Genomic DNA, 20,808 nt, shown 5'->3' on the forward strand with positions numbered 1-20,808 from the left:
TGCGTCAGCAAGCTTAACGCCTACGGGTGTTAAAGTTTATCTCGGTGTTAAATCACTTGTAGGCGAGTGACTTGCCACTGCGTTTTAAATGTGGCTCGGAGTGTGTGCGTCAGCAAGCTTAACGCCTACGGGTGTTAAAGTTTATCTCGGTGTTAAATCACTTGTAGGCGAGTGACTTGCCACTGCGTTTTAAATGTGGCTCGGAGTTTGTGCGTCAGCAAGCTCAACGCCTACGGGTTTTAACGTTTATCTCGGTGTTAAATCACTTGTAGGCGAGTGGCTTGCCACCGCGTTTTAAATGTGGCTCGGAGTTTGTGCGTCAGCAAGCTTAACGCCTACGGTGTTAAAATTTACTATGATGTCTAATTAATCACTTGTAGGCGTGTGGCTGGCCACCGCGTTTTAAATGTGGCTCGGAGTTTGTGCGTCAGCAAGCTCAACGCCTACGGTGTTAAAGTTTATCTCGGTGTTAAATTTACTTTGATGTTTAGTTAATTACTTGTAGGCGAGTGACTTGCCACTGCGTTTTAAATGTGGCTCGGAGTTTGTGCGTCAGCAAGCTCAACGCCTACGGGTGTTAACGTTTATCTCGGTGTTTAATCACTTGTAGGCGAGTGGCTTGCCACCGCGTTTTAAATGTGGCTCGGAGTTTGTGCGTCAGCAAGCTTAACGCCTACGGGTGTTAAAGTTTTGGGTTTATCGTAGGCGGTGCTTTATGCCGCGCGGTTGATAACATTCATGGCTAAAGCCATTGCCTAAGTTGGCGGATGAGGTTGATGTAACGCTAAGAGATGCGCGAGATAAACTCGCGCCTACGATGGGTTTAACCTTTAACTAATTTTTAACTACACCAACAACCATGTGGCGGTGCCTAGGAAGGCGAAGATCCCTACAATATCGGTTACGGTTGTCAGTACTACGCTGCCAGCTAATGCAGGGTCAATTTTCATTTTTTTCAATAGCAGCGGAATACTGGCACCGGCGATACCTGCGGCTACTAAGTTCATAAACATGGCAAAGGCGAGTACGCCGCCAAGCTTAAAGTCCCATTGCCAAATAGCAACAACACCGGCAATTAAAATGGACCAAACAATCCCGTTTATTGCGCCGATTGCAAGCTCTTTGATCAGTAAAAAGCGTTGGTTAGTTTGGTTGATATGACCCACTGCAATACCACGTATTACGAGGGTTAATGTTTGGCTGCCCGCAACACCACCCATGGATGGCACTATACCGTTGAGTACCGCTAGAATAGGTAAAATTGCTAAAGTGTTTTCAAAGAAGCTTGCCACAATCGCAGCAAGTAGCGCGGTTAATAAGTTAACGCCAAGCCAAATTGAGCGCTTTTTCGAACTTTTTAACACCGGAGCAAAGGTATCTTCTTCATCATCAAGACCGGCTAGGCTTAATAAGCTATGCTCGGCGTCTTCACGGATAACGTCAACGATATCATCGATGGTGATACGGCCAAGTAGATGGTCATTATCATCAACCACTGGGGCTGATATCCAGTTATGACGTTCAAACAGTTGTGCTACATCGGTTTCATCCATCGAAATGAGGATAGATTCACAATCTTCATCCATTAAGTCGCGAATAATTTTATCTGGCGAGTTAGTCAACAAGGTCGTTAACGACATGGCACCTATAAAGCAGTTATGTTTATCAACAACATAAAGATCATCGGTACCTTCTGGTAGCTCACCACGTAAACGTAAGTAGCGCAGTACTACGTCGATAGTGACATCTGGACGGATGGTCACTGTATCAGTGTTCATTAGCGCGCCAGCAGAGCGCTCTTGATAAGAGAGTGCTTGAGTTGCACGTTCTCGATCTTGGCTGTCCATGGCACTAACAACGTCTTTGTAGACGGTATCAGGTAGGCTACGTAGTACTTCCCCTAGATCATCGTGGCTCATGTCCTCAGTTGCCGCAGCGATGTGCTTCGGCTCCATTTGGGCAATGATCCCTAAACGAACATCTTCTGAGAGTTCTTCGAGTACGTCACCTTGTACATCTGGATCAACCAGTTGCCATAGCAAGGTACGAATTTTATGTGGGGATGACTCGAGTAATAATGCGGTGTCACACGGAGCTGTTTTTGCCAACATACGCCTTACTTGAACAAATTGACCACTGTTAAGTGACTTGGTCACTTGTTTTAGTTGTTGTAGTGGGTAATCTTGTTCAAAAGCTTCTGGCATTGGCGTCCTTAAAAATTAATACGCTTGATAGGTAGGGTAACAGTTGTCGGTAATTAACGCGCTTGGTCTGTTTAATTAACGACTTTATTTAGTTTAACGCAATTTAGTGGTACTGACTACGAGCTATTCTTGTTCGTTAAAGCGTTGTGCGATCAACTCGCCAATTGCTGCAAGAGCAGGTTCAGCGTCCGGGCCTTCACATACAACTTTAACTTCTTTGCCTTGGCTACTTTCTAATAGCATTAAGCCGAGTACGCTATCGCCTGCGGCTTGTTTGTCATCTTGATGAAGTGTGATGCTGGCATCAAACTGCACAGCTAATTGCGCTAATACGCTGGCTGCGCGAGCATGTAAACCGAGTTTGTTTTTTATTAAAAATGTATCTTCTAAACGCATCAACATTCCTTACTGTAAACGTGAGTTGTTATTCTTGTTCACGATGGCGAATTTTCACATTGCTGTGGCTCATCGAGAAGCTTTCACCTATAGTTTGCGCTAGATAAACTGAGCGATGTTGACCACCGGTGCAACCAATAGCAATTGTTAAGTAACTGCGGTTATTACGCTCCAAATGCGGTAACCAAGTTTGTACAAAGGTTTGGATCTGCCAAGTGAATTTTTGTACGATACTATGGCTGGCTAAATAATCTTTTACTGGCTGATCAAGGCCTGTAAGTGGCTTAAGCTCAGGCTCCCAATGTGGGTTTGGTAAAAAGCGTGCATCAAAAACATAATCAGCTTCTTTTGGGATACCATATTTAAAACCAAATGATTCAAAGGTAATGATTAGTTTTTTATCTTTTTTCCCTAAAATCTTTTCACGGATTGACTCTGCAAGCTGGTGGACACTCAGATCAGTGGTATCAAGTATAAAGTCAGCGCGAGTAGTTAATACATCAAGTAATACTTTTTCTTGCTTGATAGCTAAATCCAGTGGCAAAGAGTCCAAAGATAATGGGTGTAAGCGGCGAGTTTCAGAAAAACGTTTGATCAGGGTTTGATCATCACTGTCTAAATAAAATAGCGTCGGATTTGCAAAACCAGGCAAGTATTCAAGAATATCGTTAAATTCTTCCTGCTCTTTCGGTAAATTACGGACATCAATACTGACGGCAATTTTGTCATAATTATCAGAGACACTGCGCACTAATGAAGGTAATAAGTTTACCGGAATATTATCTACACAATAATAGCCAAGATCTTCTACTACACGCAGAGCAACAGATTTACCTGAGCCAGAACGCCCACTGATGATGATTAACTCCATGTAAATTCTCCTTCATTTGGCTACGATTGCGCAGCAATTACGTGATACAAATCTTGGTCTGTTTTTGCGCTACGTAGTTGTTTACAAAAATCTTTGTCGTTGAGTTTATCAGCAATTGTGGCTAACGTCTTCAAATGAAGTTGGCTATCACCATCTGGCACGATGAGAGCTACAAATATATCAACTGGGCGATTATCTATCGCATCAAAATCAATCGGTGATTCACTCACTATAATTATTGCTAGCGGGTTTTCAACACCACTCATACGGCCATGAGGAATAGCAATACCACGACCAATACCCGTACTACCTAGTTTTTCTCTCGACAGTAGTGCGTTGAGGATTTCTTGTTGTGATAGCTGAGGAAGTTGTTCATGAGCCAATTGGCTGATAAATTCAATGATCCGTTTTTTGCTATTAAAAAGGACCGCAGCTTTACTGCAGTCCTGGCAAATAAGTGAGCTTAATTTCATAGTGTTAGTGTCGAGCGTGCTTCTCTTTGTGTTTAATTACCTGACGGTCAAGTTTGTCGATTAGTCCGTCAATGGCTGCATACATGTCTTGGTGCTCAGTTGAGGCAAATAATTCAGCGCCACTGACATGTAATGTGGCTTCTGCTTTTTGGCTTAGCTTTTCTACATCAAGAATGACATGGACATTATTGATATGATCAAAATGCCTTTCAAGCTTGGCAAACTTATTGTTTACATAGTCTCTTAATGAATCAGTAATTTCTACATGACGACCAGTTAAATTTAGTTGCATAAGCATTTTCCTCTTGTGATTTTACGCCTTAAATCAAACTTTTACGTTGATTTGACGGTGGAATAGCCAGTGACTCGCGGTATTTTGCAATAGTCCGTCTAGCTACTTTGATACCTTGCTCTGCCAATATATCTGCAATTTTACTATCACTCAATGGTTTCGCTGAGTTTTCTGCACTGATCAATTTTCTGATCAATGCTCGAATGGCTGTCGATGAGCATTCGCCGCCGTTCTCAGTACTTACATGGCTCGAGAAAAAATATTTTAACTCAAATATACCACGAGGGGTATGCATGTATTTTTGGGTGGTTACACGAGAAATTGTTGATTCGTGCATCTCAACCATTTCGGCAACGTCGTTTAGTACCATAGGGCGCATGGCCTCAGGGCCATGCTCAAAGAATCCTTGCTGCTGTTTAACAATGCAGTTGGTTACTTTGAGTAACGTCTCGTTACGACTTTCTAGGCTTTTAATAAACCATTTAGCTTCTTGCAAATGCGAGCGTATAAATTGGCTGTCAGTGCTTGATTTTACAGAGCGTGACATCGCCGCATATTGGCTGTTCACTCTAATTTTTGGCATGCTGTCTGGATTGAGTTCAACCACCCAGCGACCTTTAATTTTTTTCACCGAAACGTCAGGAATAACATACTCTGATTCTTCGCGTACTATGGTATCCGCAGGCTTTGGGTTAAGGCTGTGGATCAGTGTCATTACTTCTTTTAGTTCATCTTCTTTAAGCTTAGTCTTTTTCATCAAAGTGCGATAGTCACGACTAGCTAATAAATCGATATGATCAGTTAAAATCATTTTTGTCTCGCTAATCCAAGGAGTTGCAGGATCAAATTGATTTAATTGAATACATAAACATTCTTGTAGGCTGCGCGCAGCAATACCAACAGGGTCAAACAACTGAATGCGTTTTAACACTGCTTGCACTTCGTCGAGTTCGATTTCTTCTTCGTTATTACCTTGATTTAAGCTCTCTGCAATGTCTTCGCAGCTCAAGGTTAAAATACCTGAATCGTCAACGGCTTCAACAATCGCAATGGCAATGGCTTCATCGGTTGGACTAAAAGGTGTGAGTTGTAATTGCCACATTAGATATTCGTGCAAGGTTTCAGTTGAGGCACCTTGATAAATTGACTCATCTTCAGGCATTGGCCCAGATGACGTATTTGGCGCAGCACTCATGTATTCGTCCCAGGTGACGTCCATAGCCATTTCGTCACTTAAGGTCTCTTTACTTAATGCTTCGCTACTTTCTTGTTCATATTCGCTTGGCTTGTCGTCTGCTGATGCGCTAACGGTTAAGTCATCGTTATCTTGTTTTTGTTCGTTTTTACCAGCCGTGTCGTCTGAATATTCATGTTCTTCTAGCTCTAACAATGGATTGCTGTCGAGCGCTTCTTGAATTTCTTGCTGGAGATCCAATGTACTGAGTTGCAATAAGCGAATTGCTTGTTGCAGCTGTGGTGTCATTGTAAGTTGCTGGCCCATGCGCAGCTGGAGTGATTGCCTCATGTATCTCTAACAATCCTTTTATTGTTATCATCGTTAAGTCTAGCAGATACTTAGCCGAGCGTGGCTTTATAGCCTAAATTGCTCGCCCAGGTAAACATCGCGGACTGTTTGGTCGGCGAGTACATGCTCAGGGGTACCTGATGCAATTAACTCCCCATGAGAAACTATGTAGGCTTTTTCACAAACATCAAGGGTTTCTCGTACATTGTGGTCGGTAATAAGCACGCCAATACCACGGTTTTTAAGGTGTTCAATAATCTTCTTTATATCTAACACTGAAATAGGATCAACGCCAGCAAAAGGCTCATCAAGTAAGATAAATTTTGGGTTTGCGGCTAAAGCGCGTGCAATTTCAACTCGACGACGTTCACCGCCAGATAATGCCATACCTTGGCTGTCGCGGATATGTTGAATGCTAAACTCATCAAGTAAGCTGTCGAGCGCTTCTTCTCTGGCTTGTTTATTCAGCTCTTTACGAGTTTCTAAAATAGCCATCAGGTTTTGATAAACAGTTAATTTACGGAAGATGGATGATTCTTGTGGCAGGTAGCCAATCCCTAACCGTGCGCGACTGTGCATTGGCAGTAAGGTGATGTCATTATCATCAATACTGATTTTACCTTTGTCGCTTGGAACTAAACCCACAATCATATAAAAGGTGGTGGTTTTACCAGCGCCATTAGGACCCAATAAGCCAACAATGCTGCCTGCGCTAACTTCTAAACCCACGCTTTTTACAACTTGGCGACCTTTATAGCTTTTTGCTAGAAATTCAGCTTTTAATGTACTCATGGCTGCCCTTTAGATTCGTCTTTTTTACTGTCTACTGGTACCAAAATGGTGTGCACACGATCGCTTGAGCTTGCGCCTTTTTCAGCACTGATCAGTTGCTGGTCCATATCATAGGTAATGCTTCTGGCATTGATTTTTTGACCTGCCTGAGTGACTTGTGCATTGCCAACCAAGGTTAAATAGCGCTTAGCGACATCGTAACGGACTTCATCAGCACTGGCACTCATTACTGTGCCATCAGTTTGTTTTTCTTCAAAGTAAGCCGGACTGCCAGTTGCGACAAGTAGTTGTTTGTTATCGCCTAAATCTTCGCGCTTATGGACTTCAAGTCGATCCGCTTTGATACGGCGGTTACCATGAATGATTTCAACATTTTTTTCAAAAATACCGATATTATCTTTCAGTTGGGCAAGCTGCGTGTCAGCACTGATAGAGACTTGATCTGCAGGTGGTGTCGTATTTTCAGCAAAGCTTGCAAAAGCAATGAATAAGCTTGGTATAACAAGCAAGTGAGCAAATTTATTGGTCATAATATATGGTTCGCGTATGGTTAATTAGTTCTACCACTTCGGCTTTTAAGTCGGCATGGAGACCGCGCCCAGTGATTTTTAAATTTGGTCCGATTAATTCAACTGGTTGTTCTGAACTCATGGTTTGTAGTTCAATATCAACCTGAATATTATCTGCGTTTATATGTTCAATCATGGCATTATTGGTCAGGTTTTTAGCAACCACATTACCTTCTAAAATTAATTGATGATTTTCATATAAGGTGGCTTCATCGGCATTAATTTGCCACGTCTGCTGTTGATTATAGAGTGTAAAAATAGGTTGTTCAAAGTAAGTGAACCCTAACTGTTGATAGAGTTCCATTTTTGCAGCTGTTACTTTGTGGCTAATTTTACCTTGTTCATCAAATGCGGTTTGTTTTAATGCCACCGCAGTATAATCAGGTTTTGCTATTATATCTTCTTGGTGTTGTTTTATGGCGGTACTTTGATAAAAATACGGATACCACAGCCATACCATGCAGCCGACAAATAATACGCATAATATTAAACGCGCACTATTCATGAGCTCGTGCCTTCGCTGGTTAATGATTTACCATTTTCGAGCATTAATAAATCAGTGAGTTCACGCACCGCCCCAAAGCCACCAGGTAGCATGGTTGTATAATGTGAAATGCGTTTGATTAGTGGATGCGCATCATTTACTGCCACCGCAAAACCAACCAATTCCATTACCGGCAAGTCAGGTCCGTCATCGCCTATGTAAGCGATTTGTTCATCGCTTAACTGCAATTTATCCTTGAGCTGTTGATAAGCTTGCAACTTGTTTTCTTGGCCTTGGTAAATATGCGGTACTGTCAGGCTAGTCATCCGTTGCTGAACTATCTGTGAATGACGACCGGTGATCACGGCAACTTCAAAACCGCTATTGATCAGTGCTTTGATACCAAAGCCATCTTTAGTATTAAACGCTTTGAGTTCTTCACCTTGGTTACCAAGATAAATACGACCATCTGAAAACACCCCATCGATATCACAGATCAGGAGTTTGATTTTTTGTGCTCGCTCGCGAGCATCATCTGAAAGTGGCTGATATAAGTCAGCAAACTGCATTATAAAACTCCTGCTTTGAGCAAATCTTGCATATTAAGAGCACCAATAGGGTGGTGTTTATCATCAACTACAATTAAGCCATTGATACGCTTATTCTCCATGATATTGAGTGCCTCGGCGGCAAGCATATCAGCAGTTGCAGTAGTGCAAGAGCGGGTCATGACAGTGCTTATCAAAGTACTGTGAATATCTATTCGTTGCTCTAAAATTCGCCGTAAATCACCATCAGTAAAAAGCCCTGCAAGTTGCCCTGTGTCATCAACAATAGCTGTCATACCTAAGCCTTTTGCCGACATTTCGATTAATGCATCTTTGATACATTGCTTATCATTGATCATAGGCGTTGCTGGGCCACTGTGCATAATATCTTTTAAACACAATAGTAAACGTTTACCTAAGCTACCACCAGGATGCGATAGCGCAAAGTCATCGGCGGTAAAGCCACGGGTTTCTAGCAGAGCAACGGCTATTGCATCACCCATCGCAAGTGTTGCAGTCGTGCTCGCAGTCGGAGCGAGTCCTAATGGGCAGGCCTCTTGACTTACTTTGATGCATACATGTGCATCAGCCCAATTTGCCATTGATGATTCAGGGTTACCTGTCATGGCGATCATTTTTGCGCCAATACGTTTAATAACCGGAATAATATTCAGTACTTCGCTGGTTTCGCCTGAGTTAGAAATAAGCATAACCACGTCATCACGAGTGATCATCCCTAAATCACCATGACTGGCTTCACCCGGGTGGACAAAAAACGCAGGCGTGCCAGTGCTTGCCAGTGTTGCAGCAATTTTATTACCAATATGCCCAGATTTCCCCATACCGACTACTATGATCCTACCGTGACATTGATACATCAATTGGCAAGCTTGATTAAAGTTTTCGTCTAGATATTGGGTTATATCAAGCAGTGCTTGGCGCTCTATTTCTAGCACCCGCTTACCTTGTTCAATAAAATTTAACTGCGTCATTGTGTTATCCATTTTGTGGCTAGCATTAAGCAACTTGGCTGAAAATATAACCTTGATAGATTAAAAACGCGACCAATAACAGGCCACCTTCAACTCTATTAATGCGTCTTGTGCCCCTAAAACTCAAGGACATAGCAATAAGGGCTATGGTGGCACCAATCATTATTAAGGCATCACGGTTTGCAGCTGAAGGATCAATAATTGAAGGGTTGATAATCCCAGCCAGTGGCAACACAGCTAAAATGTTAAAGATATTTGAGCCAACAATATTACCCAGTGCTAAATCATCTTCGTTTTTTAATACCCCAGCAATACAGGCTGCAAGCTCAGGCAAACTGGTACCAATAGCAATAATGGTTAACCCTATTACTAAATCACTTAGGCCAAAGTATTTGGCTATATCAACTGCTGAGCCAACTAAAAAATGTGAGCTGACAGGCAGTAATATCATACCAATAATTAACCAAAATAAAGCCGATTTGGTGGGCACGTTATCTGGTACGTCTTCACAGGCTTCACTTACAAATGGGTCATCAGCTTGGTTTTTAGCGCGAATAGAAATAATAACTAAGCCCGCAATAAAGACCACAAAGCCAATGATTAATGCAACGCCCTCAGCAAATGAAAAGTAGTTATCAGAAAATACATACCAGGCAGCGATTGACACTAGTAGTACAAGCGGCATTTCGCGTTTTAATGTCATTGATGATACTGAGAGTGGGCGCAATAGCGCAGTAATACCTAAAACAAGTAAAATATTAGTGATATTTGAGCCAACGGCGTTACCCACGGCAGTGTCAGTTTTACCGGCAAGCGCAGCTGATGCTGAGACCATCATTTCAGGGGCTGACGAGCCCATCGCAACAACCGTTAAGCCAACAATAAGAGTAGGAACACCGAAATTTTTTGCCAGTGCCGCAGCACCATAAACAAAGCGATCCGCACTCCAAACTAGAGCTGCAAATCCGAGAATTAAAATGACAAAAGAAGTCACCATTACGTTACGCCAATTATTCAAAATGAGATGACTGCAAATAGTAACAAAAGCCAACCTGAAAGTATAAATAAAAGAATCTGCGAAGCTTGTTAGATTATGGCCTGATTTGGACTGAGAATAATTATTTAAGCGACGGTTAAGCCTACTGCTGTAAGGTTTGCAGCGCTATTACATAGAATATTACAAAATTTTACGATTTGTTTTTTCCATCTTGCTGTAAAAACGCTTAAAATAGGTGAACTAGTGAAAATAGTAATGGAGAGCGACTTGTCGCAACCAATAGTAGAAATCAAGGATGTAAGCTTTTCTAGGGGCAATCGCTGCATATATAAAAATATGAGCTTTAGTGTCCCGAAAGGAAAAATTACGGCAATAATGGGACCAAGCGGAATTGGTAAAACCACCATGTTGCGTTTAATTGGTGGTCAATTAAAACCAGATAGCGGCACTATTTTATTCGAAGGTAATAACATTCCTGCCATGTCGCGCAAAGAGCTTTATGCGGCGCGAACCAAAATGAGTATGTTGTTCCAAAGCGGCGCATTATTTACCGATATGTCAGTATTTGACAATATCGCTTTTCCGCTGCGTGAACACACTCGTCTAAGTGAAGATTTAATTCGCCTTGTGGTGCTAATGAAATTACAAGCTGTTGGCTTGCGTGGCGCACAAGATCTAATGCCTTCTGAGCTGTCAGGTGGTATGGCACGTCGTGCTGCATTAGCGCGCTCAATCGCACTTGATCCTGAATTAATTATGTATGATGAGCCATTTGCAGGCCAAGACCCAATCTCCATGGGGGTGTTAGTTAAGTTGATTAAATCGCTTAATCAAGTGCTTGGATTATCATCATTAATCGTAACTCACGATGTAACAGAAGTGATGAGCATTGCCGATCACGTTATCATTATTGCCGATCAAGGCGTTATTGGTAGCGGTACACCGGATGAAATGCGTAATCATGAATCGGCCCTAGTTCAGCAGTTCTTAAAAGGATTATCTGATGGCCCAGTGCCGTTTCATTTTCCTGCTCAACCTTATCAACAAGAATTACTGGGAGGGCGCCGCTGATGTTTGATTTTTTGCAAATGCTAGGTCATAAAACGTTAGGACGATTTGCTGCACTTGGTCGCTCCACTCAGATGTTGATAGGTGCGTTATGGAGTTTGCCTAATTTTAGAAAAGGCACGCCGCTTTTAATACGACAATTATATATGGTCGGCTCGCAGTCACTATTGATAATCATGGTGTCGGGCTTATTCATTGGTATGGTATTGGCGTTGCAAGGCTACACCGTACTAGTTGGTTATGGTGCAGAGGACAGCTTAGGTCCATTAGTCGCATTGAGTTTACTCAGAGAGTTAGGCCCTGTTGTTACAGCATTATTGTTTGCCGGGCGAGCTGGTAGTGCATTAACCGCTGAAATAGGTTTAATGAAAGCGACTGAGCAGTTATCAAGTCTTGAAATGATGGCCATTGACCCTCTTAAACGTATTATCGCGCCACGCTTTTGGGCGGGCTTTATCAGTATGCCATTACTGGCGTTAATATTTTCAGCAGTTGCAATTATTGGTGCTCATTTAGTGGGTGTTGATTGGTTGGGTGTTGATACGGGGAGTTTTTGGTCAATCATGCAGTCACAAGTATCGTTTCAGCAAGATATTTTAAATGGCATGATCAAGAGTTTTGTATTTGCCATCGTGGTTACATGGATTGCGCTTTATAAAGGCTACGATTGTATACCGACCTCTGAAGGGATCAGTAAAGCAACAACAGAGACAGTTGTACACTCATCTTTGGCTGTTTTAGGGTTTGATTTTATTTTGACAGCGGTAATGTTTACTAGCTAATAAAGGTATAGATAATGAATTCACGGAAATTAGAAATTTTAGTTGGTTTTTTTGTTGCGCTAGGCATAGCAGCTTTTGCTATGTTGGCGTTAAAAGTTGCCAATGCAGGGATCAGCGGCAACGGCGAAACTTACTTATTGAAAGCCAAGTTTGAAAACATTGGTTCATTAAAAACACGTGCGCCGATTAAAGTAGGTGGTGTAGTGGTTGGTCGAGTTGAGGGTATTTCAATTCACCCACAAGAATTTGTGCCAGTTGTTGATATGACGATTGATGCGCAATATAAATGTCGTTTTTCAGATACCAGCTCAGTTTCAATTTTGACATCAGGCATCCTAGGTGAGCAATATTTAGGGATTAACCCTGTCATTGCCCCAAAATCAGCTGAACAAGCGTGTTTAGGTGTTGCGGTAACAAGTAATGATAAAAACTTAGGGTTAGACGAGTTATTTGGTGTTGAAAGCAAAGCCTTAAATGATGGCGACTATATCACTGACACGAAATCAGCATTGGTGCTTGAAGAGTTAATCGGGCAATTTTTATTCAATCAAGGCGGCGAGTAAGTAATTATGTTTAAGAAATTTTTAATTTTAGTTGCGCTGACTTTCAGCGCGATCACCGTAGCAAGCGATGCGGTCGATTTAACAGACCCATATAAAATGGTCCGCCAAGTATCTGATAATACTTTTCAACGTATTACTCGTGACCAGCCTTTAATCGAAAAAGATAAAGAGCATCTACGGGTTATCGTCAAAGAAGAGTTGATGCCTTACATTGATTATAAATATGCTGCACTGCGTGTATTAGGAAGTCATGTATCAAAAGTGCGTGCGATTAAAGATCCTGCTGAGCAAAAGCAAGCGGTTGAGGATATCAAACACTTTATTGATGTGTTTCAAGAATACTTAATCGCCACTTATGCTGGCGTGTTTACCCAATACACCAACCAAAAAGTAGAGTTTGGTGCAAGCAAAGAGTTTGCAGGACAAGACCTTGTATTAGTGAAAACCAAAATTGTCGAGCCAGGTAAGCCGGAAATTAAAATTGATTTTAAAGTACGTGAAGATCGCGATGGCGAATGGCGTGCTTATGACATGGTTGCTGAGGGCATTAGTTTATTAGATGCCAAGCAAAGTGAATTTCAAGGCATTTTGCGCCAGCAAGGTATTAACCATGTAAGTGACCTACTTGAACAGAAAAGTAAGTTGCCAGTGCAATTTAGAGGTGACGGCGGTAATGAGTAAAGTAACGGTTACTCAGATTGACGAACAGCACTATCGAGTCAGTGGTGAATTGACTCGAAATTCAATTTCCGCTGAACGACTTCTGAATAAAAACTCACAAACTAGCCATAAAAACTGGTATTTTGACCTTTCTGAGGTGTCTAGGGTTGACACGGCGGGCTTAGCTTGGTTAATTCACTCTTTCGCAGAATTAAAGCAGCAAGGTGTTCACCTTGAATTGCAAAATATTCCTGAACAACTGCAAAAGTTGATGCAGTTGGGACAGGTTACCAACCTATTTGAGTGAGAGTTATGGAAACAAGCCAAGTCGAAACCTTATTGCGCGACGAATTGCAATTAGCTGAAGTACATGTGAAAGCCAAGGGTAGTCATTATGAAGTTATCGCAGTCGGCGATTGTTTTGATGGGTTAAGCCGAGTGAAAAAACAACAGCTGGTATATGGTCCGTTGATGAACACCATTTCTGACGGCACAATCCACGCAGTTTCGATCCGTGCATTTACACCTACTGAGTGGAAGCGCGAGCAAAAATTCATTTTACCTCAATAAAAAAGGTTTCCTCATGGATCAATTTGTAATTCAGGGTGGAACCGGACTTGCCGGTGAAGTCACTATCTCTGGCGCTAAAAATGCCGCTTTACCAATTTTGTTTGCAGCATTATTAGCTGACGGTAAAAGTACCTTTAATAATGTTCCTCGTTTACGTGATATCGGCACTACTGAAGCATTATTAAAAACCCTCGGCGCAGAAATACATTGGCACGGCGAACAGCTCGTTATTGATGGTGGCAAAGTTGATAAAACATTGGCCCCTTACGAGTTAGTCAAACAAATGCGTGCGTCAGTATTAGCATTAGGTCCATTGGTTGCGCGTTTTGGCCAAGCACAAGTATCGCTTCCTGGTGGTTGTGCAATTGGTGCTCGCCCGGTTGATATTCATATTCAAGGTTTGGAGCGCATGGGCGCTGTTATTAGCGTTGAAAATGGTTATATCAATGCCAAGGTAGATGGGCGTTTAAAAGGTGCTGAAATCTACATGGAAATGGTCAGCGTTGGCGCGACCGAAAATTTATTAATGGCCGCAACCTTAGCTGACGGCAAAACCGTATTAGAAAACGCGGCGCGTGAACCAGAGATTATAGATTTAGCTGCTTGCTTAACAGCAATGGGCGCAAAAATTAGCGGTGCAGGCACTAGCCGTATTGAAATTGAAGGTGTTGAAAAGCTGCATGGTTGTGAGCATCGCATCTTGCCAGATCGGATTGAAACTGGCACATTTTTAGTGGCCGCAGCAATGGCGGGTGGCGAAGTGCTATGTAAGCTTACCGATTTTCATAGTTTAGAGCCTGTGATTGAAAAATTGCGTGCAACTAATGCGTTGATTGAAGTACATAAAGATAGTATTTATCTTGATATGCGTGGCCGTGAGCTCAAAGCCGTTAATATTAAAACCATGCCACACCCAGGTTTCCCTACCGATATGCAAGCGCAGTTTACTGCGTTAAATGTAGTCGCTAATGGCAGCGCGACCATTACCGAAACGATTTTTGAAAACCGTTTTATGCATGTGCCAGAACTACAACGTATGGGTGCTAACATTCGTTTGGAGGGGAATACGGCAATTTGTGGTGACACTAAGAGTTTGAGTGGCGCACAAGTAATGGCAACCGATCTACGTGCATCAGCGAGCCTAATTTTAACGGGGATTGTGGCACAAGGTGAAACGGTTGTTGACCGTATTTACCACGTTGATCGAGGTTATCAACGGATTGAAGATAAACTCAGCGCGTTAGGTGCAAACATCAAACGCCGAAGTAGTTAAATACGAGTTGAAAGGTTCAGGTAACAAGGTTCAAGCGAAAACCTTGTTTACCTTTTACCTTTTACCTTTTACCTTGCAACTAAAATTATAGTTTAGTCTCTAACTCTGCAACCTTCACCATCACTTTTAGTACTTTTCCATTTCGATAAAGTTCAAATTCTATTTCATGGCCCGGCTCTGAATTACCAATTCTGGTTAAGGTTTTTTGTGGGTTAGTGACATCTTCACCGCCAATTTTAATCACAATATCTTGTTCTTTAATACCAGCTTGCCATGCTGGACCTAATGGATCTAGGTTGGTTATACGCAAGCCAGCAATAGGGGTGAACTTATCGCTCACTTCTTTACCGGTACTATCAACGGCAGTACCTGTGAAGCCCAAGTAACCACGCACAACACGACCATGACGGATCAGTTTATCCATTACTTCTTTCGCTAACGAGTACGGTACGGCGAAGAATATGCCTTGGATATCCAGATTCTCTCGGGTTTTAAATTGTGCTGAGGTGATCCCAACCAAGTCGCCATTAGAGTTAACCAGTGCGCCACCTGAGTTGCCGACATTAATTGCCGCATCCATTTGTAGCAGACTATTATAAGGACTATCGGTAATTTTTTGTTTACCCGTGGCACTGATGATCCCTTGGGTGATTGTTTGCCCTAGATTCAGCGGATTACCAATCGCCAGCACCACATCACCCACGCGAGGCGTAAAACGCTCACTAATTGGGATAACTGGCAAGTGCTCAACGTTAATTTTCAACAGTGCTAAGTCGGTGATGGTATCAAAGCCGATGAGCTGAACATCAAAATAACGGCGGCCATCAGTAAGCAGCACCATAATTTGATCAGCATTATTGATCACATGATAGTTGGTAAGAATATAGCCATCACTTGACATGATCACACCGGAGCCAAGTTCTTGCACGGTGTTTTGCCGTTTATAACGAGGTTCCTTTGAAATGCTCTCAGAAATGATTGTCACAACAGATGGCGCTGCGCGCTGTACTGCATCGGCAAAGCTCAAATGGTCAATACTCATAGCACTTGGTAAGGGGACATTGGGTAACAGCGTTGCACGCATATTTGGGCTAAAAAATACTACCAAAAATGCGATACCGAGTCCGGCAAATAGCGGGGGAAGGACAAACTTAAAAAATTTCAGCACAATGTTCTTATTCTTAATGAGCGATCTTCTAATGATGGCACAAAAAAAATAGCAGCGGCAAGTACCACTGCTATTATTTATGCGATTTACCTAATATTTATTTTATTGAATTAAAACAAATACCGATTCACGACCGCGTTGTACTCCAAGCACAATGTTACCTTTAGTGTTTTCGATGATCTTATTCATGTCACTAATTGTTTCAACACGCTGACGGTTTACTTGCATTACCACGTCGCCTTCTTCAAGGCCGACTCTAGCTGCTGGTGAACGCGGATCAACAGTTGTCACCTCAACCCCTTTATTTCCATTCTTTTGGGTGTTTTCAAGTGTTGCACCCTGGAAGGCTGGGTGTAGTTCATCACCGGCTGCGGTTAGTGCTGATGCGCCATCAAGGGTCACTTTAACGGTTTGTACTTTGCCATCACGATAAATACCTAATTTTACCTTTCTGCCTTCACCGAGGGTGGCAATTTTACTGCGCAGTTCATGGAAGCCGCTGATCTCACTACCATCAATACTAATAATTACGTCACCAGCTTTAATACCCGCTTCACTGGCGGCAGAATCATCCATTACTTGCATAACATAAGCGCCTTGTTTTACATCAAGCTGTTGTGCTTTAGCAAGGCCTGCATCCAGTGGACGCCCAGAAATACCTAGTGAGCCACGGCGTACTTCACCATGTTCAATAATTTGGTCAACAAGATTTTTCATCATATTGGATGGGATTGCAAAGCCGATACCAACATTGCCACCCGATGCACCTAAAATGGCCGTGTTAATACCAATTAGCTCACCGTTTAAGTTAACTAGCGCACCACCTGAGTTACCTTGGTTAATAGCAGCATCGGTTTGAATAAAATCTTCATAACCTTCAATATTTAAACCACTGCGCCCCATTGCACTAACAATCCCTGAGGTAACGGTATGACTTAAACCAAATGGGTTACCAATTGCTACTGCAAAATCACCCACTCGTAGTTGATCTGAGTTTGCCAGTTTAACGGCGACTAAATCCTCGGCATCAATTTTTAATAACGCGATGTCTGATTCTTTATCACTACCGATTTTAGTTGCTTCGTATTCACGACCATCTTCAAGAGTAACCAACATTTTTTCAGCATCTTGAACTACGTGGTTATTGGTAACGACGTAGCCTTCTTTGGCGTCAATAATAACGCCTGAGCCTAAACCACTAAATTCACGCTTTTGGCTACGCGGTTGCGGATTGCCAAAAAAGAAATCAAGCGGATCAGCGCGACGACGGACTTCCTTTGAACCGGAGACTTGGATACTAACAACGCCTGGTGTTATTTGTTCTAGCATCGGCGCTAACGTCGGTAATTGTTGACCATTGACTGCGATAGGCATCTTAGCCATTGATACTGCAGGGGTTAATAATAAACTGGCAGATAACATTGCTGCACTGATTAACGATAATTTCATTTTCATAGTCAGGGTTTACTCCACATCACAGGAAAAAGCACAAACAAAAAAGGCTGCATAAGCAGCCTTTTATCAATTTAGTTCAAAACATTTTAAAGTAGGTTCGCTCTTTTGGAATGTTTTGAAATGCATGTAAAACATAAGCTGCTTTATAAACAGACTATGGGGTCAAAAAAAAGTTCATCAAGAAGCTTTAGAAATTTCTGAAACCTTAATTAAACTTTGTCAGGCTCGGCTACTTTTGGTTCGCCAGCGAATAAGCCTGATTCACCTGATACATAATCAGCCGGTTGAGCATGTGCCGATGAACGGTCACTTTGGCGTTCTTTAAGTGAGCGTTGTAGCTGCTCTGTCGTTTCTTTAGAAAAGAATGGTTCGTTAGGATGCTGTTTTTTATCAGCTAATAGCAGCTTGTTAGTTTCATCAACATGATTTAACAATTGGTCGTAGTTGTCTTTCATTTTGTTGACGAGTCTACCAGTGCTTGCTAAATGATCTGCAACATCTTGACGGTATTGCTCTAATGCATTTTTAGCTTGTTCTGCTTGTTGCTCTAATTCATCTTGCTTAAATTGCTTTTTAGTGACGAAGGCGCCAAGGAAAAATGCAGCTACTGCCACAATAACAATAATGCCGATCCAAGTAACTGTACCCATAATTCTACCCCTTTGGGAATTAATACATAAAAATAAAATAACGCCTAGATTGCGTACTCAAGAATAAATCCTGTTGCTGCTAATATACCCCGAGTTACGATGCGTGTTAACATATTGCGTAAATTAAACCGTGTTTTATTGTAACTATCTATGACTCCTTGGCAAAAGTACCAACAAGATTTACAGCGTGAAGACTTTGTTTACGATGCTGCACAAGAAAATGCAGTACGTCATCTACAAAGGCTTTTCGATGACTTAACAGCACAAAAGCCCGCAGCTAAAGGCTGGTTCTCTAAACTATTTAATAAAAATAGCACGGCGCCTATAAAAGGTTTGTATTTTTGGGGGGGAGTAGGGCGTGGTAAAACCTATTTGGTAGATACCTTCTATGAGGCGCTGCCGGGAACACGCAAGATGCGCGTGCATTTTCATCGTTTTATGCACCGTGTTCACGAAGAGCTAAAAAAATTAGACAAAACGGCTAATCCCTTAGAAGTTGTGGCTGATATTTTTAAAGCTGAAACCGACATTATCTGCTTTGATGAATTTTTTGTGCAAGACATTACTGATGCCATGCTGCTTGGTGGTTTAATGGAAGCCTTATTTGCGCGCGGCATTGTGTTAGTGGCAACGTCTAACATTATACCTGATGAGTTATATCGAAATGGTTTGCAGCGTGCTCGCTTTTTACCTGCAATTGCACTTGTTAATGCAAACACTGAGATTGTGAATGTGGATTCTGGCATTGATTACCGATTGCGTACTTTAGAGCAAGCAGAGATATTTCATAGCCCATTAGATGAACAAGCCGATAAAAATCTGTTTGAGTATTTTGATAAGTTATCTCCAGAGCCTGGTAAACTCGATCACCCCATCGAAATTGAAGGGCGAATGATCAAAACCCGTAAGGTCGCTGATTGTATTGTGATGTTTGATTTCTCTCAGTTGTGTGAAACCGCACGTAGCCAAGTCGATTATATGGAAATAAGCCGTTTATATAACACTGTTATTTTATCGAACGTAAAACAGCTTGGCCAAAATAACGATGATGCCGCCAGACGCTTTATTGCGTTAGTCGATGAGTTTTACGAACGCCACGTCACACTTATTATTTCTGCTGAAAAACCGATTACGGAACTCTACACGCAAGGCAATCTTAACTTTGAGTTCAGACGTTGTATTAGTCGATTGCAAGAAATGCAGTCGTTAGAATACTTAGCAAGAGAGCATTTGGTTTAATGTAGCTGTAAGTTATAAGTCGTAAGTTAGACACAAATCAAAACTGTACTTAACTTAACACAAGTACATTTTTTAATTTTATCGCTTATCGAACAATTTTCTTGTGGAAAAAACAACCGTCGAGTAGCAATGTGGTAAAAGTGCTGGTATACTCCCGCGTCTGCCACGTTGCGTTCTATTGCCTTCATTAGATTAGCCTCTTTTGAATGGCGCAAAAGTCTTAAACTCGAAGGGGTTGGAGCAAACATTTAGAGCGGTAATTAATAATAATTACCTGTGGTTTTAATTGAAAAACATTGGATTTTTATAAATGAAAACGTTTGTTGCTAAACCAGAAACAGTAAAACGTGACTGGTACGTAGTTGACGCTGAAGGTAAAACTTTAGGTCGCATCGCTACTGAAATCGCTCATCGCCTACGCGGTAAGCACAAAGCTGAGTACACTCCACACGTAGATACTGGTGATTACATCATCGTTATCAACGCGGAGAAAGTTACTGTAACTGGTAACAAGTTCAAAGATAAAGTGTACTATGCTCACTCTGGTTTCCCAGGTGGTCTTAAGTCTACTACTTTTGATAAACTTCAAGCTGCAAAGCCTGAAATGATCATCGAGAAGGCTGTTAAGGGCATGTTGCCACGTGGTCCTTTAGGCCGCGCAATGTACCGTAAACTTAAAGTTTACGCAGGTACTGAGCACAACCATGCTGCACAACAGCCTCAGGTTCTAGACATTTAAGGAGCACTAACATGGCAAATCAATACTACGGTACAGGTCGTCGTAAAAGTTCAAGTGCTCGCGTATTCTTACGCCCAGGCACTGGTAACATCGTAATCAACAATCGCTCTTTAGAAGAGTATTTTGGTCGCGAAACAGCACGCATGGTTGTTCGTCAAGCTTTAGGGCTTGTTGATATGACTGAAAAGTTTGATCTTTACATCACCGTTGCTGGTGGTGGTACTACTGGTCAAGCTGGTGCTATCCGTCACGGTATCACTCGTGCACTTATGGAGTTTGACGAGTCACTACGTCCACAACTTCGTAAAGCAGGTTTCGTTACTCGTGATGCACGTAAAGTTGAGCGTAAGAAAGTGGGTCTTAAGAAAGCGCAGGGGTGCCTGGGCCCGGCGACAGTACTAAAATCACTGGTTTAGTTTCCGCACACATTTTGTCATAAATCACCTGCGCGTCTATGTTGTTACGATATACCACTAAATCGCTGCCTAACATAGAAAG

General features: G+C 42.1%; 25 protein-coding genes and 1 pseudogene. 10 read left to right on the plus strand and 16 right to left on the minus strand.

Annotated features, from left to right (window positions below):
* Nucleotides 1-845: 845 nt before the first annotated feature.
* From mgtE to H5201_RS20290, 12 genes are all read right to left on the minus strand, one after another.
* Nucleotides 846-2,204, minus strand: coding sequence for a magnesium transporter (gene mgtE / locus H5201_RS20235; RefSeq protein WP_145236729.1), 1,359 nt, complete (start codon nucleotides 2,202-2,204; stop codon nucleotides 846-848).
* 123 nt (nucleotides 2,205-2,327) lie between these two features.
* The gene (locus H5201_RS20240; protein WP_064667815.1) at nucleotides 2,328-2,600 is read right to left on the minus strand and encodes an HPr family phosphocarrier protein; all 273 of its coding nucleotides are present in this window, start codon (nucleotides 2,598-2,600) and stop codon (nucleotides 2,328-2,330) included.
* 28 nt (nucleotides 2,601-2,628) lie between these two features.
* Complete coding sequence (rapZ, locus tag H5201_RS20245; RefSeq protein ID WP_149980588.1) at nucleotides 2,629-3,471, minus strand: RNase adapter RapZ; 843 nt, start codon at nucleotides 3,469-3,471, stop codon at nucleotides 2,629-2,631.
* Between the two features lie 20 nt (nucleotides 3,472-3,491).
* A complete protein-coding gene (gene ptsN, locus H5201_RS20250; protein ID WP_149980589.1) occupies nucleotides 3,492-3,944 on the minus strand; it encodes a PTS IIA-like nitrogen regulatory protein PtsN in 453 nt (150 codons plus the stop codon).
* 4 nt (nucleotides 3,945-3,948) lie between these two features.
* The gene (gene hpf / locus H5201_RS20255; RefSeq protein ID WP_145236739.1) at nucleotides 3,949-4,236 is read right to left on the minus strand and encodes a ribosome hibernation promoting factor; all 288 of its coding nucleotides are present in this window, start codon (nucleotides 4,234-4,236) and stop codon (nucleotides 3,949-3,951) included.
* 28 nt (nucleotides 4,237-4,264) lie between these two features.
* Complete coding sequence (locus tag H5201_RS20260) at nucleotides 4,265-5,761, minus strand: RNA polymerase factor sigma-54 (protein WP_145236743.1); 1,497 nt, start codon at nucleotides 5,759-5,761, stop codon at nucleotides 4,265-4,267.
* A gap of 66 nt (nucleotides 5,762-5,827) precedes the next feature.
* On the minus strand, nucleotides 5,828-6,553 hold the full coding sequence (gene lptB, locus H5201_RS20265) for an LPS export ABC transporter ATP-binding protein (protein ID WP_149980590.1): 726 nt from the start codon (nucleotides 6,551-6,553) through the stop codon (nucleotides 5,828-5,830).
* Complete coding sequence (gene lptA / locus H5201_RS20270; protein ID WP_182740535.1) at nucleotides 6,550-7,083, minus strand: lipopolysaccharide transport periplasmic protein LptA; 534 nt, start codon at nucleotides 7,081-7,083, stop codon at nucleotides 6,550-6,552. The genes lptB and lptA overlap by 4 nt, the downstream gene beginning before the upstream one ends.
* Nucleotides 7,073-7,627, minus strand: coding sequence for an LPS export ABC transporter periplasmic protein LptC (gene lptC / locus H5201_RS20275; protein ID WP_149980592.1), 555 nt, complete (start codon nucleotides 7,625-7,627; stop codon nucleotides 7,073-7,075). The genes lptA and lptC overlap by 11 nt, the downstream gene beginning before the upstream one ends.
* Nucleotides 7,624-8,175 (minus strand): 3-deoxy-manno-octulosonate-8-phosphatase KdsC, encoded by a 552-nt coding sequence (gene kdsC / locus H5201_RS20280; protein WP_149980593.1) that lies wholly within the window; start codon nucleotides 8,173-8,175, stop codon nucleotides 7,624-7,626. The genes lptC and kdsC overlap by 4 nt, the downstream gene beginning before the upstream one ends.
* Entirely contained in the window at nucleotides 8,175-9,146 is a 972-nt protein-coding gene (locus H5201_RS20285) for a KpsF/GutQ family sugar-phosphate isomerase (RefSeq protein ID WP_145236758.1), read from the minus strand. Before H5201_RS20285 ends, kdsC begins: the two co-directional genes overlap by 1 nt.
* Nucleotides 9,147-9,171: 25 nt before the next feature.
* Complete coding sequence (locus H5201_RS20290; RefSeq protein ID WP_149980594.1) at nucleotides 9,172-10,143, minus strand: calcium/sodium antiporter; 972 nt, start codon at nucleotides 10,141-10,143, stop codon at nucleotides 9,172-9,174.
* 255 nt (nucleotides 10,144-10,398) lie between these two features.
* On the opposite strand from H5201_RS20290, the gene mlaF reads away from it, so the two are divergent.
* Genes mlaF through murA form a run of 7 tightly spaced genes read left to right on the plus strand, consistent with a single transcriptional unit; the run spans nucleotide 10,399 to nucleotide 15,059 of the window.
* Nucleotides 10,399-11,214 carry a phospholipid ABC transporter ATP-binding protein MlaF gene (gene mlaF, locus H5201_RS20295; protein ID WP_182719518.1) on the plus strand — a complete coding sequence of 272 codons (816 nt, stop codon included), beginning with the start codon at nucleotides 10,399-10,401 and terminating at the stop codon, nucleotides 11,212-11,214.
* The gene (gene mlaE, locus H5201_RS20300) at nucleotides 11,214-11,993 is read left to right on the plus strand and encodes a lipid asymmetry maintenance ABC transporter permease subunit MlaE (protein WP_145236765.1); all 780 of its coding nucleotides are present in this window, start codon (nucleotides 11,214-11,216) and stop codon (nucleotides 11,991-11,993) included. Before mlaF ends, mlaE begins: the two co-directional genes overlap by 1 nt.
* 14 nt (nucleotides 11,994-12,007) lie before the next feature.
* Complete coding sequence (gene mlaD, locus H5201_RS20305; RefSeq protein WP_149980595.1) at nucleotides 12,008-12,556, plus strand: outer membrane lipid asymmetry maintenance protein MlaD; 549 nt, start codon at nucleotides 12,008-12,010, stop codon at nucleotides 12,554-12,556.
* Between the two features lie 6 nt (nucleotides 12,557-12,562).
* Nucleotides 12,563-13,237, plus strand: coding sequence for a phospholipid-binding protein MlaC (locus tag H5201_RS20310; protein WP_149980596.1), 675 nt, complete (start codon nucleotides 12,563-12,565; stop codon nucleotides 13,235-13,237).
* Nucleotides 13,230-13,523: a lipid asymmetry maintenance protein MlaB gene (locus tag H5201_RS20315; protein ID WP_149980597.1), complete on the plus strand. Its 294-nt coding sequence runs from the start codon at nucleotides 13,230-13,232 to the stop codon at nucleotides 13,521-13,523. The genes H5201_RS20310 and H5201_RS20315 overlap by 8 nt, the downstream gene beginning before the upstream one ends.
* Nucleotides 13,524-13,528: 5 nt before the next feature.
* Nucleotides 13,529-13,786, plus strand: coding sequence for a BolA family protein (locus H5201_RS20320; protein WP_182740533.1), 258 nt, complete (start codon nucleotides 13,529-13,531; stop codon nucleotides 13,784-13,786).
* A 13-nt stretch (nucleotides 13,787-13,799) separates the two neighbouring features.
* Nucleotides 13,800-15,059 carry a UDP-N-acetylglucosamine 1-carboxyvinyltransferase gene (murA, locus tag H5201_RS20325; protein WP_145236783.1) on the plus strand — a complete coding sequence of 420 codons (1,260 nt, stop codon included), beginning with the start codon at nucleotides 13,800-13,802 and terminating at the stop codon, nucleotides 15,057-15,059.
* Nucleotides 15,060-15,144: 85 nt separating this feature from the next.
* Here the strand turns inward: murA and H5201_RS20330 are convergent, their stop codons facing one another.
* The 3 genes from H5201_RS20330 to H5201_RS20340 form a co-directional block, all read right to left on the minus strand.
* Nucleotides 15,145-16,227, minus strand: coding sequence for a trypsin-like peptidase domain-containing protein (locus H5201_RS20330; protein WP_149980599.1), 1,083 nt, complete (start codon nucleotides 16,225-16,227; stop codon nucleotides 15,145-15,147).
* Nucleotides 16,228-16,329: 102 nt separating this feature from the next.
* Nucleotides 16,330-17,682 carry a Do family serine endopeptidase gene (locus H5201_RS20335; protein WP_149980600.1) on the minus strand — a complete coding sequence of 451 codons (1,353 nt, stop codon included), beginning with the start codon at nucleotides 17,680-17,682 and terminating at the stop codon, nucleotides 16,330-16,332.
* Nucleotides 17,683-17,891: 209 nt separating this feature from the next.
* Nucleotides 17,892-18,332 carry a YhcB family protein gene (locus H5201_RS20340; protein ID WP_145236792.1) on the minus strand — a complete coding sequence of 147 codons (441 nt, stop codon included), beginning with the start codon at nucleotides 18,330-18,332 and terminating at the stop codon, nucleotides 17,892-17,894.
* Nucleotides 18,333-18,482: 150 nt separating this feature from the next.
* Between H5201_RS20340 and zapE the strand changes: the two genes are divergently transcribed.
* The 3 genes from zapE (at nucleotide 18,483) to rpsI (ending at nucleotide 20,726) form a co-directional block, all read left to right on the plus strand.
* Complete coding sequence (gene zapE, locus H5201_RS20345) at nucleotides 18,483-19,571, plus strand: cell division protein ZapE (protein WP_149980601.1); 1,089 nt, start codon at nucleotides 18,483-18,485, stop codon at nucleotides 19,569-19,571.
* Between the two features lie 310 nt (nucleotides 19,572-19,881).
* The gene (gene rplM / locus H5201_RS20350; protein WP_002957960.1) at nucleotides 19,882-20,310 is read left to right on the plus strand and encodes a 50S ribosomal protein L13; all 429 of its coding nucleotides are present in this window, start codon (nucleotides 19,882-19,884) and stop codon (nucleotides 20,308-20,310) included.
* A gap of 11 nt (nucleotides 20,311-20,321) precedes the next feature.
* Entirely contained in the window at nucleotides 20,322-20,726 is a 405-nt protein-coding gene (gene rpsI, locus H5201_RS20355; protein ID WP_182785269.1) for a 30S ribosomal protein S9, read from the plus strand.
* Here rpsI and H5201_RS23290 read toward each other — a convergent pair.
* Nucleotides 20,680-20,808: pseudogene (locus H5201_RS23290) on the minus strand (anthranilate synthase component II); the annotation flags it as partial. The gene rpsI and the pseudogene H5201_RS23290 sit on opposite strands and share 47 nt — an antisense overlap.

This window comes from Pseudoalteromonas sp. SG43-6 (assembly GCF_014164365.1).
In the GTDB taxonomy this organism is placed as follows: Bacteria; Pseudomonadota; Gammaproteobacteria; order Enterobacterales; family Alteromonadaceae; genus Pseudoalteromonas; species Pseudoalteromonas rhizosphaerae.

Coding starts and splice junctions, on each gene's coding strand:
- mgtE (WP_145236729.1), bottom strand. CDS start 2,204: ATGCCAGAAGCTTTTGAACAAGATTACCCACTACAACAACTAAAACAA.
- H5201_RS20240 (WP_064667815.1), bottom strand. CDS start 2,600: ATGCGTTTAGAAGATACATTTTTAATAAAAAACAAACTCGGTTTACAT.
- rapZ (WP_149980588.1), bottom strand. CDS start 3,471: ATGGAGTTAATCATCATCAGTGGGCGTTCTGGCTCAGGTAAATCTGTT.
- ptsN (WP_149980589.1), bottom strand. CDS start 3,944: ATGAAATTAAGCTCACTTATTTGCCAGGACTGCAGTAAAGCTGCGGTC.
- hpf (WP_145236739.1), bottom strand. CDS start 4,236: ATGCAACTAAATTTAACTGGTCGTCATGTAGAAATTACTGATTCATTA.
- H5201_RS20260 (WP_145236743.1), bottom strand. CDS start 5,761: ATGAGGCAATCACTCCAGCTGCGCATGGGCCAGCAACTTACAATGACA.
- lptB (WP_149980590.1), bottom strand. CDS start 6,553: ATGAGTACATTAAAAGCTGAATTTCTAGCAAAAAGCTATAAAGGTCGC.
- lptA (WP_182740535.1), bottom strand. CDS start 7,083: ATGACCAATAAATTTGCTCACTTGCTTGTTATACCAAGCTTATTCATT.
- lptC (WP_149980592.1), bottom strand. CDS start 7,627: ATGAATAGTGCGCGTTTAATATTATGCGTATTATTTGTCGGCTGCATG.
- kdsC (WP_149980593.1), bottom strand. CDS start 8,175: ATGCAGTTTGCTGACTTATATCAGCCACTTTCAGATGATGCTCGCGAG.
- H5201_RS20285 (WP_145236758.1), bottom strand. CDS start 9,146: ATGACGCAGTTAAATTTTATTGAACAAGGTAAGCGGGTGCTAGAAATA.
- H5201_RS20290 (WP_149980594.1), bottom strand. CDS start 10,143: ATGGTGACTTCTTTTGTCATTTTAATTCTCGGATTTGCAGCTCTAGTT.
- mlaF (WP_182719518.1), top strand. CDS start 10,399: ATGGAGAGCGACTTGTCGCAACCAATAGTAGAAATCAAGGATGTAAGC.
- mlaE (WP_145236765.1), top strand. CDS start 11,214: ATGTTTGATTTTTTGCAAATGCTAGGTCATAAAACGTTAGGACGATTT.
- mlaD (WP_149980595.1), top strand. CDS start 12,008: ATGAATTCACGGAAATTAGAAATTTTAGTTGGTTTTTTTGTTGCGCTA.
- H5201_RS20310 (WP_149980596.1), top strand. CDS start 12,563: ATGTTTAAGAAATTTTTAATTTTAGTTGCGCTGACTTTCAGCGCGATC.
- H5201_RS20315 (WP_149980597.1), top strand. CDS start 13,230: ATGAGTAAAGTAACGGTTACTCAGATTGACGAACAGCACTATCGAGTC.
- H5201_RS20320 (WP_182740533.1), top strand. CDS start 13,529: ATGGAAACAAGCCAAGTCGAAACCTTATTGCGCGACGAATTGCAATTA.
- murA (WP_145236783.1), top strand. CDS start 13,800: ATGGATCAATTTGTAATTCAGGGTGGAACCGGACTTGCCGGTGAAGTC.
- H5201_RS20335 (WP_149980600.1), bottom strand. CDS start 17,682: ATGAAAATGAAATTATCGTTAATCAGTGCAGCAATGTTATCTGCCAGT.
- H5201_RS20340 (WP_145236792.1), bottom strand. CDS start 18,332: ATGGGTACAGTTACTTGGATCGGCATTATTGTTATTGTGGCAGTAGCT.
- zapE (WP_149980601.1), top strand. CDS start 18,483: ATGACTCCTTGGCAAAAGTACCAACAAGATTTACAGCGTGAAGACTTT.
- rplM (WP_002957960.1), top strand. CDS start 19,882: ATGAAAACGTTTGTTGCTAAACCAGAAACAGTAAAACGTGACTGGTAC.
- rpsI (WP_182785269.1), top strand. CDS start 20,322: ATGGCAAATCAATACTACGGTACAGGTCGTCGTAAAAGTTCAAGTGCT.